At 62.1% G+C, this 12935-nt stretch carries 11 protein-coding genes; 4 read left to right on the top strand and 7 right to left on the bottom strand.

Annotated elements, in window-relative coordinates; translation table 11 throughout:
• The 3 genes from J0O65_RS26185 to J0O65_RS26175 all read left to right on the top strand — a co-directional run bounded on the left by J0O65_RS26185 (position 1) and on the right by J0O65_RS26175 (position 3976).
• A complete protein-coding gene (locus J0O65_RS26185) occupies positions 1–2403 on the top strand; it encodes a TonB-dependent receptor (RefSeq protein ID WP_251374001.1) in 2403 nt (800 codons plus the stop codon).
• Positions 2403–3545 (top strand): glycerophosphodiester phosphodiesterase, encoded by a 1143-nt coding sequence (locus J0O65_RS26180; protein WP_215410041.1) that lies wholly within the window; start codon positions 2403–2405, stop codon positions 3543–3545. Before J0O65_RS26185 ends, J0O65_RS26180 begins: the two co-directional genes overlap by 1 nt.
• Before the next feature lie 152 nt (positions 3546–3697).
• Positions 3698–3976, top strand: coding sequence for a hypothetical protein (locus J0O65_RS26175; RefSeq protein WP_215410040.1), 279 nt, complete (start codon positions 3698–3700; stop codon positions 3974–3976).
• Between the two features lie 412 nt (positions 3977–4388).
• Here J0O65_RS26175 and ftsB read toward each other — a convergent pair whose 3' ends face one another.
• The 3 genes from ftsB to pyrG form a co-directional block, all read right to left on the bottom strand.
• Entirely contained in the window at positions 4389–4712 is a 324-nt protein-coding gene (gene ftsB, locus J0O65_RS26170) for a cell division protein FtsB (protein WP_035821182.1), read from the bottom strand.
• Positions 4713–4773: 61 nt separating this feature from the next.
• Positions 4774–6057: a phosphopyruvate hydratase gene (gene eno, locus J0O65_RS26165; RefSeq protein WP_070260371.1), complete on the bottom strand. Its 1284-nt coding sequence runs from the start codon at positions 6055–6057 to the stop codon at positions 4774–4776.
• A 140-nt stretch (positions 6058–6197) separates the two neighbouring features.
• A complete protein-coding gene (gene pyrG, locus J0O65_RS26160) occupies positions 6198–7850 on the bottom strand; it encodes a CTP synthase (protein WP_152250204.1) in 1653 nt (550 codons plus the stop codon).
• A 247-nt stretch (positions 7851–8097) separates the two neighbouring features.
• Between pyrG and J0O65_RS26155 the strand changes: the two genes are divergently transcribed.
• A complete protein-coding gene (locus tag J0O65_RS26155) occupies positions 8098–8505 on the top strand; it encodes a PRC-barrel domain-containing protein (protein WP_215410039.1) in 408 nt (135 codons plus the stop codon).
• A gap of 70 nt (positions 8506–8575) precedes the next feature.
• Here J0O65_RS26155 and J0O65_RS26150 read toward each other — a convergent pair whose 3' ends face one another.
• Genes J0O65_RS26150 through exbB form a run of 4 tightly spaced genes read right to left on the bottom strand, consistent with a single transcriptional unit; the run spans position 8576 to position 12821 of the window.
• Positions 8576–10834 (bottom strand): TonB-dependent receptor domain-containing protein, encoded by a 2259-nt coding sequence (locus J0O65_RS26150; protein ID WP_215410038.1) that lies wholly within the window; start codon positions 10832–10834, stop codon positions 8576–8578.
• 38 nt (positions 10835–10872) lie between these two features.
• Positions 10873–11634: an energy transducer TonB family protein gene (locus J0O65_RS28325; protein ID WP_215410037.1), complete on the bottom strand. Its 762-nt coding sequence runs from the start codon at positions 11632–11634 to the stop codon at positions 10873–10875.
• Positions 11631–12056 (bottom strand): TonB system transport protein ExbD, encoded by a 426-nt coding sequence (gene exbD, locus J0O65_RS26140; RefSeq protein ID WP_215410036.1) that lies wholly within the window; start codon positions 12054–12056, stop codon positions 11631–11633. Before exbD ends, J0O65_RS28325 begins: the two co-directional genes overlap by 4 nt.
• 3 nt (positions 12057–12059) lie before the next feature.
• Positions 12060–12821, bottom strand: a complete 762-nt coding sequence (gene exbB, locus J0O65_RS26135) for a tonB-system energizer ExbB (RefSeq protein WP_215410035.1) — start codon at positions 12819–12821, stop codon at positions 12060–12062.
• Between the last annotated feature and the right edge of the window lie 114 nt (positions 12822–12935).

Raw genomic sequence — 12935 nt, 5'->3', positions numbered from 1 at the left:
ATGATGACCACCCACTTGACGCTGGCCCTGCGCCGCCATTCCTTCCACGTTTTGCTGGGCGCCTGCGCCGCTGGCCTCTCCTTGCCGGCGCTGGCGCAAACGGCCGTGGCCGCCGCCGTGGCTTCGGCCGCCGCCGACATGGCCGCACCCGCCGACGACAATGCCCCCATGGCCACCGTGGAGATTTCCTCGCGCAAGACGCGCTCTTCCGTCGCCCTGAGCAAGAATGAAATCCAGAAAATCCTGCCCGGCACGAATCCCCTGAAAGCCCTGCAAACCTTGCCGGGTGTCAGCTTCCAGACGGCCGATCCGTGGGGTAACAACGAGCAAAACCTGTCGCTGTTCGTGCACGGCTTTTCCGGCCAGCAACTCGGCTACACCATGGATGGCGTGCCGCTGGGCGACCAGCAGTACGGCAACTACAACGGCCTGTCGCCGCAGCGCGCCGTGATCAGCGAAAACGTGCGCAGCGTCGTGCTGTCCTCGGGCGCCGGCGACCTGGCGACGGCGTCGACCAGCAACCTGGGCGGCACCATCGAAACCTATTCCAGCGACCCGCTGGCCACGCAGGGCGCCAGCGTGCAGCAAACGGTGGGCAGCCACCGCACCTCGCGCACGTTTGCCCGCTACGACACGGGCGCCTTCGGCGACGGCAGCAGCGCCTATTTTTCCATCCTGCACCACGAAGCGCGCGCCTGGGACTTCGATGCGCGCCAGGGCGGCGACCAGTTCAACGCCAAATACGTCAACCGCAGCGAGGCGGGCAAGCTGACCCTGTTCTTCAATTACTCGGACAAGATCGAGCCGAACGAAGACAGCACCGTGCACGTGGCGGGCGAGACGAGCGCGCCGTACACGCGCCCCTTCCTGTATCCGGACTTCAAGGCGGCCCTGAATTACCTGTCGCCGACGGGCGCCACGCCTGCCGCCGATGGCAACAATTACCGCAATTACTACAGCGATGCGCAGCGCACCGATTACCTGGCCTACGCCAAGTTCGACGCCAATCTGGCCGAAGGCATGACCTGGGCCAACCAGGTGTATTACCACAAGGATGACGGCGCGGGCGTGGTGGCCGGGCCCATCGGCGTGGCCGGCCTGCCGGGCCTGTTCAGCGTCTACTACCCGAAGCAGAACCTGAAACAAGTGTTCGGCAACTCGGGCTACGCCGTGCGCACGACGGAATACGACATCAAGCGCGGCGGCCTGATCTCCACGCTGCGCAAGGAAATCGGCGAGCACCAGCTGGAAGCGGGCCTGTGGCTGGAACAGAACCGCTCCTCCGCCTACCGCCGCTGGTATGCGCTGGACGTCAACAACCCGACCTCGCCCTACGACCGCCCCAGCAATCCCTTGATCACGCAGTACGGCAGCGAGATCGACAACAAGGTGGTGCAGCTGCACCTGCAGGATGAATGGCGCATCCGCCCCGATATCGCCCTGCAAGCCGGCTTCAAGTCCAGCCTGCAGTTTGCCGATGGCCAATTCCCCGTGCAGCCGGCCAGGGGCGCCATTTCCGGCGGCTCGACGGCCTTGCCGATCGGCACCATCAACACGAAAAAATGGTTCTTGCCGCAGGTGGGCGCACGCTGGGATGTCACGCCGCAAGACCAGCTGTACTTCAACATCCAGAAAAACATGCGCCAGTTCGTCACCTACGGCGGCGGCGGCGCCTCGCCATGGAGCTTGTCGAGCCAGGCCGCGTTCGACCTGTTCAAGCGCGACGCCAAGCCGGAAACGGCCCTCACGTATGAAGTGGGCGTGCGCGGCAGCCACCCATTGCGCCTGGGCGCCATCACGGCCATCGATGGGCAAATCAACGTCTACCACGTCGATTTCAGCAACCGCTTGCTGCAGATCAGCCCGACGCCCGTGATTTCCTCCATCATCGGTGGCAACCCCGTGCTGGCCAACGTGGGCAGCGTGCGCACGGACGGCATCGACATCGCCGGAACCGTACACTTTGGCAACAATTTTTCGTTCTACAATGCCCTGTCGTACAACCGCTCGCAGTACGCGGACAATTACAACAATGGCGCCGCGCTGGTGCCGACGGCGGGCAAGAACGTGCCCGGCTCGCCGGAATGGCTGAACAAGTTCGTGGCTTCCGCCACGGTTGGCGATATCGAAGTGCAACTGACGGGAGACTATGTGGGCAAGCGCTACGCGACGTACACCAACGATTTGTCCGTGCCCAGCTATTTCCTGATGGGCCTGGGCGTATCGGGCAAGCTGCCGGCCCTGGCCGGCTGGCTGAAAAATCCGCGCTGGCGCGTGAATGTGAGCAACCTGGCCAACCGCGAAGGTTCGCTGAACGTGGTGGTGGGCGCGGCCGACAAGACCTACAACACCTTCCCCATCGCCCCGCGCCAGGGCTTCCTGACCTTGACGGCGGATTTCTGATGCGTGCGCCGCATCTCGCCCCGGTATTGCCGCAGCGGCATTTTTCGCGCCGCAGCTTCGTCCGGGCGGCCGCCGGCGGCCTGGCGCTGGCCGCCGCGCCCGGCTTTGCCGCCGGCCTGCTGGCCACGCCCCCTTCGCGTCCGCTCGTCTTCGCCCACCGGGGCGCCAGCGCCCTGCGCCCCGAACATACCTTGGCATCGTACGCCAAGGCCATCCTCGACGGCGCCGACTACGTGGAACCGGACCTGGTCGCCACGCGCGACGGCATCCTCGTGGCGCGCCACGAAAGCAATCTGGTCGACACCACCGACGTGGCGCGCCGTCCCGAGTTCGCCAGCCGGCGCGGCAAGAAGCTGGTCGACGGCGAATGGCACGAGGGCTGGTTCGTCGACGACTTCACCTTGGCGGAATTGAAAACCCTGCGCGCCATCGAACGGCTGCCGAAAGTACGTACCGGCAACACCTTGTACGATGGACAATTTCAGATCCCAACCTGGGAAGAAATCATCGATTTTGTTGCAGCGCAATCGGCCGCCAGCGGCCGCATCATCGGTCTCGCGCCCGAGCTGAAAAGCTCGACCTATTTCCGCGACGCGGGCCTGGCGCTGGAAGACCGTTTCCTGTCGACCATGCTGGCGCACGAATACACGCGCCGCGCGCCGATCGAAATCCAGTCCTTCGAAGTGGCGAATTTGAAATACTTGCGCGAGAAGCTGGGACGGCGCGCCAACGTGCGCCTGATGCAGCTGGTGGTGGGTGGCGACGTGCGCCCCATGGACGTCGTCAAGGCGGGCGGCAAGCTGACGTTCGGGCAGATGACGACGCCGGCCGGCCTGCGCGACATCGCCGCCTACGCGGACGTGGTGGCGCCGCCCACGCGCGGCATCATCCCGCTGGGCGCCGACCAGCGCCTGGCCAAGCCCTCGTCCATCGTCGACGATGCGCACCAGGCGGGCTTGCTGTTGCACACGTGGACCTTCCGTCCGGAAAACCGTTTCCTGGCGGCCGACTTCCGCGACGGTAATGGCGAGAATGCGCGCAACGAAGCGGGCTCCGTGGCGGAAATGCGGCGTTATATCGAGACGGGACTGGACGGCTTTTTCAGCGACGATCCCAGTTTGGGACGCATCGCCGCAGGATAAACATTTCGTAACAAATTCTTTTCCAGGGCGTGGCCGGCGGCTACGCCCTTATTATTCGTTTTTTGAATTTCTGAAATTGGAATTTGAAATTGGACGCATATCGCGAACTCCATTATTGTGCAATGCAACAACAGACCATTCATGGAGGGCATATGTCCACTTTTGCCAACACCTACAGCAACGACGACACCTATTTCAGCAACCTGGGCCGCGCCACGCGCGCCTTCCTGGGCGCCCTGCTCGCTTCCAAGCCATACAGCGAACTGGCGCAGAAGGAAGTCATCGCCACCGCGACGACCAGCGCCGACGACGAGCGCTATGTGCGTCCAAGCAAGCGCGATTTCGCCCTGCTGAACTCGGAAGCGAACCGCTACGAAAAACTGATGCCGAATCTGGCAGCCGAACTGCGCTTCCTCGCTTCCCGCGGGTAAAAAAACGTCCAGGGCGGCGTTGCCTGCGCCTTGCCGTACTTGCGTACTGTCTTCGGCTGGGCGCCTGGCCCTGGACGTTTTTTTATGCTGACTAAACGCCTGTCCAAAAGTGCGTTGCCTGCGCCTCGCCGTACGTTCGTACTGTCTTCGGCTGGGCGCCTGGCCTTGGACGTTTTCTTAAGCTAACTAAATACTGACAAGGATTTTTATATGATATTTCTCGAAACCGTACTGGTAAGTGTCGCCGTCGTGGTCACCGGCATCCATTTCTACCTGATCACGACCGGCAAAGCCCGTTTCTGATCGGCAAGCAGCAAGGCAGTAGCAAGTAATAAGTAGCGGGTAGTAAATAAAGCTGTGATATGTCAGCCTGGCAATCGGTCCAGGCTGGCAAGTGGGAAGTGATCCGTACTCAGTGGGGCGCTGCGGCGTCCACCGGCGTTTCCAGCAGCGGCGGGGTCTGGCCCTTGCGCACGATCTGCACGAAAATCTCATTCTGTTTGACCATGCCCAGCTCATAGCGGGCACGCTCTTCGACGGCGCCCGTGCCATCCTTCAGGTCGCGCACTTCGGATTCGAGCTTGGCGTTGCGCGCCTTCAATTCCATATTCTTTTTATTGGCCACCGCCACTTGGGCTTCCATGTCGGCAACACGCAGCCAGCCGCCTTTACCCAGCCAGAGGGGAAATTGGATCAACAGCAGCAGGGCTGCCAGGGCGAGCGTAATGAGGCGCATGGGACATTCAGTTAACAAACCGGCCGGATATCTCCGGCCGGCCAGTGGGTTTTACATCAGCTTACTTCAGATTATAGAACGCATCGCGGCCAGGGTAGCTGGCGATGTCGCCCAGGTCTTCCTCGATACGCAGCAGCTGGTTGTACTTGGCCATGCGGTCCGAGCGCGACATCGAGCCGGTCTTGATCTGCAGGGCGTTCGTGGCAACGGCGATATCGGCGATGGTCGAGTCTTCCGTTTCGCCCGAGCGGTGCGAAATGACGGCCGTGTAGCCGGCGCGCTTGGCCATTTCGATGGCGGCGAAGGTTTCCGTCAGGGTGCCGATCTGGTTGATCTTGATCAGGATCGAATTGGCGATGCCTTTCGAGATGCCTTCTTTCAGGATCTTGGTGTTGGTGACGTACAGGTCGTCGCCGACCAGTTGCACTTTCTTGCCCAGTTCCTTGGTGAGGATCGCCCAGCCGTCCCAGTCGCCTTCGTGCATCGCGTCTTCGATCGAGATGATCGGGTACTTGTCGCACCAGGTCGCCAGCAGGTTGGTGAACTCGGTGGCCGTCAGGCTCAGGCCTTCGCCTTCCATTTCGTACTTGCCGTTCTTGTAGAACTCGGACGCGGCGCAATCGAGGCCGATGGCGATCTGCGTGCCTGGCTCGTAGCCCGCTTCTTCGATGGCCTGGATGATCAGCTTGATGGCTTCTTCATGGTTGGCCAAGGATGGCGCGAAACCGCCTTCGTCGCCCACGTTGGTGTTCAAGCCCTTCTTGTGCAGGATCTTTTTCAGCGTGTGGAACACTTCCGCGCCGTAGCGGACGGCTTCCTTGAACGACGGGGCGCCCACGGGAATGATCATGAATTCCTGGATGTCCAGGTTGTTGTCGGCGTGCGCGCCGCCGTTGATGACGTTCATCATCGGCACCGGCATCTGCATGGCGCCCGAACCGCCGAAATAGCGGTACAGCGGCAAGCCCGCTTCTTCGGCGGCAGCCTTGGCCACGGCCATCGAGACGGCCAGGATGGCGTTGGCGCCCAGACGCGATTTGTTTTCCGTGCCGTCCAGGTCGATCAAGGTACGATCCAGGAAAGCCTGTTCATTGGCGTCCAGGCCCATGATGGCTTCGGAGATTTCGGTATTGATGTTCTCGCATGCCTGCAGCACGCCCTTGCCGAAGTAGCGCTTGGCGTCGCCATCGCGCAATTCCACGGCTTCGCGCGAACCGGTCGAGGCGCCCGACGGCACGGCCGCGCGGCCCATCACGCCCGATTCCAGCAACACGTCGCATTCGACGGTCGGGTTGCCGCGCGAGTCCAGGATTTCGCGACCGATAATATCAACAATAGCACTCATGTCATTCTCCAAAGTTAAGCGTAACAGGGGCTGCACACTGCGTTCTGATGCGCAATTGCACAAAGGGGGCAAAGAAACTCCCGGCGGGAACCATCTGGCCGGGAGCTGTCTTACGGGTAATACTGTCGCGATCGACCGCGTTATTGCGCAGCGGCGTTGGCTTCCTTGTGCGCCAGCGCTGCCTTGATGAACGAGGTAAACAACGGATGGCCGGTGCGTGGCGTCGACTTGAACTCGGGATGGTATTGCACGCCCATATACCATGGGTGGGCATTTTCACCCGTGCGTGGCAATTCCATGATTTCGCACAAATCTTCGCTCGGCGTGCGGGCCGAGACGATCAGGCCAGCCGCTTCGACACGGGCCAGGTAGTGATTATTGGCTTCGTAGCGATGACGGTGACGCTCGGTCACCACGCTGCCGTAGATCTCGGCGGCGAGGGTGCCCGGATTGACGGCGCAGGTCTGCGCGCCCAGGCGCATGGTACCGCCCAGGTCCGAGTTTTCATCGCGCAACTCGACTTTACCATCGTGGTTTTGCCACTCATTGATAAGTGCAACGACAGGTTGATCCGTATCAAGGTCGAACTCGGTCGAATTCGCGTTCGGCATGCCTGCCTTGTTGCGCGCGTATTCGATCAGGGCCACTTGCATGCCCAGGCAGATGCCCAGGTAAGGGATCTTGTTTTCACGGGCGAACTGGGCCGCCTTGATCTTGCCTTCCACGCCGCGCTTGCCGAAGCCGCCCGGCACCAGGATGGCGTCGTACTTGGCCAGGTTGTCGCAACCGGTCGTTTCGATTTCTTCCGAATCGATGTACTCGATGTTGACGCGGCTTTCCGTGTGGATGCCGGCGTGGCGCAGCGCTTCGATCAGCGACTTGTACGACTCGGTCAGCTCGACATACTTGCCGACCATGCCGACGGTGACTTCCGCCTTCGGATGCTCCATCGTGTAGATCAGCTTGCTCCAGATCGACAGGTCGGCCGGCGCAGGATCGAGGTCCAGCGCGTCGCAGATGATCTTGTCGAGGCCCTGGTCGTGCAGCATTTGCGGCACTTTGTAGATGGTGTCGACGTCCCACACGGAAATGACGGCGTCTTCCTCGATGTTCGAGAACAGCGAGATTTTCGCGCGCTCGTCTTCCGGGATGGCGCGGTCGGCGCGGCACAGCAGCGCGTTTGGCAAGATGCCGATTTCGCGCAGCTTTTGCACCGAGTGCTGGGTCGGCTTGGTCTTCAGCTCACCGGCCGAGGCGATGTAAGGCACCAGGGTCAGGTGGACGAAGGCCGTGTTCTTGCGGCCGGCGCGCAGGCTCAGCTGACGCGCCGCTTCCAGGAAGGGCAAGGATTCGATATCGCCGACGGTGCCGCCGATTTCGCACAGGGCCACGTCGTAGCCTTCGGCACCACGGCGGATGTAATCCTGGATTTCATTGGTGATATGCGGAATCACCTGCACGGTCTTGCCCAGATATTCGCCCCGGCGTTCCTTGCGGATCACCGATTCATAGATCTGGCCGGTGGTGAAGTTATTCACCTTTTTCATGCGGGTGGAGATGAAGCGCTCGTAGTGACCGAGGTCGAGGTCGGTTTCGGCCCCGTCGTCGGTGACGAATACTTCACCGTGTTGCATAGGGCTCATCGTGCCAGGATCGACGTTGATATACGGGTCGAGCTTGAGCATGGTGACTTTAAGGCCGCGCGATTCGAGGATCGCGGCGAGGGAGGCGGCGGCAATCCCTTTTCCAAGGGAAGACACAACGCCACCAGTGACGAAGACAAATTTGGTCATTGCAGATGGTGCCGAACGGCACGTGCGGGAAATTGAAATTATACACTAAAGCCCGCCTGCGGCGCTCCCCGAGCACGGAAATTTGCGCCAAATACCGACTATCCCTCCCCCTCCTGCTGTCTACGCGCAACAAAATTACCCAATAACAATAATTGAAATATTTCCAATTCCATATGTTGTGTGGGTGAGCGAACAGACCCTGCCGCGCCCCGGCGGGAGACTGGGATTTTTCAACAGGAGGTCCATCATGAGCTACGAAGAACGCGACGCCTACGGCATGTATGTCAACCGCGGCCATAAAGGCCCCGGCCCTGAACTGATGGGTGCCGACACCCTGATCGGCGACCATGTGCACAACGCCAGGGATGAACATCTGGGCGAAATCAAGGAAATCATGATCGACATGCGCAGCGGCAAGATCGCCTACGCCGTCATGTCGCACGGCGGTGTCTTCAGCATCGGCGAAAAGCTGTTCGCCGTGCCTTGGGAAGCGCTGCTGCTCGACACCGTCAACAAGCGCTTCACCCTCAACGTCGACAAGGAACGCATCGAAAACGCACCCGGCTTCGACACGGATAACTGGCCGAACATGGCCGATACCACGTGGGCCCAGTCCATCCACAGCTATTATGGAACGACACCGCGCGAGTATTAATTAACCCCTAAGCGGAATGCTGGGGTCGTACCCTGCGGGGTACGACCCCATTATTTGCACTGGGGTTTAACTAGAACCGGTACTCCAGCCCCGCCACATACGTCCTGCCCCTCGCCGTACTCATCGGCGCATTGTCGTTCGACTGCGACGGCATCGAGTTCAGGCGGTTCAGCGCTTCCGAATAATTCTTGTCCATGGCGTTTTGCACCGACAGGCGCAGGAACAGGTTTTTTGACACCTGGTAACTGGCGTACAGGTCAATCACGGCCGGGATCTTCGGATTGTCCACCTTCGTCACTTCCCCCGTGACCGCATCGGCTTCGTTGTCCGGCGACAGGCGCCGGTTCGATCCCGTGTGCTTGACGATGGCGCCGATCTCCATTTTGTTGTCCAGCAGGCGCGTGCCCACGTCGAGGTTGTAGTAAGTGCTCGGCAATTCGCTGATGTCGGCCGCGCCAAACCACGCGCTGGCGATCGAGGTGGGCTGGCTGGTCTTTTCACGCGTGTACGACAGGCGCGCATACGCCGGCCCCTGCTGGTACTGCGCCTCCAGTTCCCAGCCGCGCGTGTGCACGGGCGTGGCCGAGTTAATGTAGATATACATGTTCGTCACGTACTCATCGACCGTTTCCCAGTCCGTGGCGATCACTTCCGCGATATTGCACTTGCGCCCGTTGTCGCACACGAGGAAGGACTGGCTGGTGATGTAGCCGTCGATCTTGCTCTTGAAATACAGCGCCTTGAAATGGAGCGCGTCGTTGGCGCTCAGCAGACCGTGCAGGCTGCCATTGAAACCCAGCTGATAGGTCGTCGCCTTTTCGCCCTTCAGGAATGGGTTCATCGACGCCCCGCCATCGTTCGAGAAAAACACTTCCTGCGGATTCGGCCCGCGCATGGTGCGCTCGGCGCTGGCAAACGGCTGGAACCACGGCGTCACTTGGGCGGAAACGAGCAGCGATGGATTCATGCCGTGCTCCTTCAGCGCGATATGCGCCTCCCCTTGCGGGAAACATTTCACGCGCTCGTCGCAGGCTGGCTTGTAGCCCGTCAATTCAAAACGCGTGTAATTCAGGCCCGCGTTGACCTGGTAGACGCCACGGTTGTACTGCAGGCCCGCGTACAGGCTGTCGACCTTTTGCTTGCCGGCGGGGCCAAAGCTATTGTTTTCGATCGATTGCTGGTTCGCGTCCGGATTGTCCGGATCATCGACGAGGCTTTCCACGTGCTTGCTGTATGCATTGCGCATGCGCTTGCCGCCCACGGTCACCACGGCGTCGCCGCCGGCCAGCCTGAAGCTGCTGGTGTTGTTGACGTCAAAGGCGTCGGCGCGGTTGGCCGTACTGGTGTTGACGAAATTGAGCAAGGCTTCCGGCATGTATTTCTGCCTGCCACGGCTGCTGCTGGCAACCACCTTGAGGTCGATCAATTCCGAAAACGGCGTGTAGTGATATTTCACATAGTAATCGTCGCTCTGGATATCGCGGCGCGTGAACGTATTGCGGTAATCGCGCGCCGACAGTTCCAGCGCATGGAAGTCGCTCAATGCGAGGTCCAGCTTGAGCAATTGCGATTTCGGTTTCTGCTTGTAGAAACGGTTGTAGCCGAAGCCGAATTGTTCGCTGTCCGTGCCGCTGCCATTCTTGTAGTTGTTGCCGATCACGCTCGCGCTGGTGGCGGCCATGAAGCCCACGCTGCCGCCATCGAAGGCGGGTTGTTTCATGGCCACGGCCAGCATGGCGCTGCGTCCCACGCCGTTATTGCCGGCGGACATCTTCGTGCGCGCGCCCACCTTGTCGCCCGCAAACACCACGTCATCGACGCCGAGGGTGCGGACATTGGCGCTGCCGGCCAGCGCATTGACGCCATCGCCCCCGATGGCATTGCCGCGCGACACGTCCACGCCGATGATGAAGTTCGGATCGATCAGGGCGCCGAACTGGCTGCTGGGCACGCTACCATGCGCCACTTCCGACGGCGCGCTGCCATAGTAATTTTGCGTCACGCCATCGATCATGGTGTTGACCCGGCCAAAGCCGGACAGGCCGCGTATATTCACGCTGACGGCCCCTTGCGCCGGATCGATCTGGGTAAACGTGCCCGGCATGCCGCGCAGGATCTGGTCGACGCTCTGCAAGCGCGTGTCCGCGCCGCGCGCGCTGACGGCGCCCGGTCTTTCCAGCGCCTGCTGTTCCACGGAAACCGTCTCACCCGAGACATTCAGCGGCGAGAATTCCACCTTGCCACTGTCTTGCGCCTGCTGCGCCCACGCCTGCTGCGCAAGCAAGGCCATGCAGACGCCCACGGCCCGCGTCATTGTCTTGATATGCATACACCCTCGATTTGTTATGTTATTGAAAAATATAAAATTCAGCTGGCGTCGAGCTTGAACGACACGGGCAAGGTCACCGTCACCGTGCCCTGCTGCAGGACGTTGGCGGGCGGCGCCGGCAGCGGCTGCGCGCGCTGCAGCACTTGCATGGCTTCGCGGTCGAGCAGCACCGTGCCCGACGAGGTGATCAACTCGCTGGCCAGCAGCTTGCCGTCGCGGTCCACCTGGAAGCGCACCCAGGCGGCGCCGGCCCGCTTGCGCTGGCGCGCGTCGCCCGGATAGCGCTTGAAGTGCGCCAGATGGCCGAGCACCCGGCTTTGCCAGCTGGCCGGCGCCGCGCTGTTTGACGCCGTGTCGCTGTCGAACGGCGCGGCCTGCGGACCGCGCACGGAACTTGGCGCCGGCGTGGCGCTGCTGCTGGCCTGCGCGGGCATCGATGCTTGCTTGACGGCATCCGTACCCGGCTCCGTAGACGGACTGGCCGCCACCCTTTCCTCCTTTTCCGCCGCGACGATCTGCGGCGTGGCGGCAGACGCCAGCACGGGCAGCGTCTCTTGCCGGACTGTGCTCTTCGGTGGGCGGGAATCGCTGGACGCGGCCGACTGGCGCGCGCCCACGGCATGCGCGACCTGCGTGGCCGGCGACATCGCCTGTGCCGCAAACACCAGCATCACACTGGCGGGCGGCTGTGCGGAGGCCGGCGTCGCGGGCCGCCAGGCCGCCCACAGCAGCAGCGCCAGCATGCCCGCTACCACCAGCGCCGTGGCGATGCCCCAGCTGAACAGGGGGCGCGGGCTCACCCGCCCTCCCGGCCGACCAGGCCCACTTTCAGGTAGCCCGCCTGGCGCAGGGCATCCATGACGCCCAGCACGTCTTCATAGGCGGCCTGCTTGTCGGCCTGGAAAAACAGGGTGCGCTGGCGGTCGCCGCCCGTCTGCGCGTCGAGCAGGCGGCCCAGCTGCTCGCGCGCCACGGGAGCTACGCCCAGGTACAGGCTGCGGTCCGCCTTCAGGGAAACGAACAAGGGCTTGTCCGGACGCGGTTCCGGCTGGGCCGTGGCGGCCGGCAAGTCGATTTTCAGGTCGACGGTGGCCAGCGGCGAGACCACCATGAAGATGATCAACAGCACCAGCATCACGTCGATGAAGGGCGTGACATTGATCTCGCAAAGCTCCGGCATATCGGCCGTGTCGTCGTCCGGGGAGGGAAACAGGGAAGCCATGCTTCAGGCCTGCCGGCGCGTGTCGAGGTCGCGGCTCAGCATCAACAATACTTGCGCCGATGCGGCGCGCAGCTGCGCCTTGTACTGGTTGATGCCACGGCTCAAGACGTTATAGATGACGACGGCCGGAATCGCCGCCACCAGGCCCAGGGCTGTGGCCAGCAGGGCTTCCGCGATGCCCGGTGCCACGGTCGCCAGGTTCGTGCTCTGGCTGGCGGCGATGCCGATGAAGCTGTTCATGATGCCCCATACGGTACCGAACAGGCCGACGAAGGGCGCCACGGCGCCGATGCTGGCGAGCAGGCCGATGCCTTGCGTCATGGCGCGCACCTGCTGCGCAATCCACTGTTCCTGGCGAAAGCCGGCCCGCTCCTTCAAGGCCGCCGCCGGCGCATGCGCGTGCGACAGGCTCAGCTCCTGCTGCACCTCGGCCAACAACTGTTGCGCCAGCGAAGTGCTGCCGGCACCCTCCACTTTGACGGCCGCGTCCGGCAAGGAGGTCGCCGTCTTCAGCACGGCGACGGCTTGCGCCGCCGCGCGCCGCGCCTGCAGCAAGCTGGCGCCCTTCACCAGCAAGACCACCCAAGTGGCCAGCGCGGCGATCAACAATCCGATCAGCACGCTTTTGACCACCTGGTCGGCGGCGAAAAACATGCCCAGCAGCGACATGTCATGGGGCAAGGCGGACGCTTGCGCGGTGACATGCAACAGGGAAAGAAACACGCCGCAGGCGGCGGCTTTGATACGGAACAAGGGGATACGCATGAGAACTTTGACAGGTAACAAGCATGGCTGCGCCAACGGCGCGCACGCGCATGCAAAAAAAATCGGACGGACTACCTGGCTGCCATGGGGGAGCTTGCTGGGGGAGAGTGCCGG

The organism is Janthinobacterium sp. JC611 (assembly GCF_018682595.1).
GTDB lineage: Bacteria > Pseudomonadota > Gammaproteobacteria > Burkholderiales > Burkholderiaceae_D > Janthinobacterium.
This window is presented reverse-complemented; position numbering and strand designations above follow the sequence as displayed.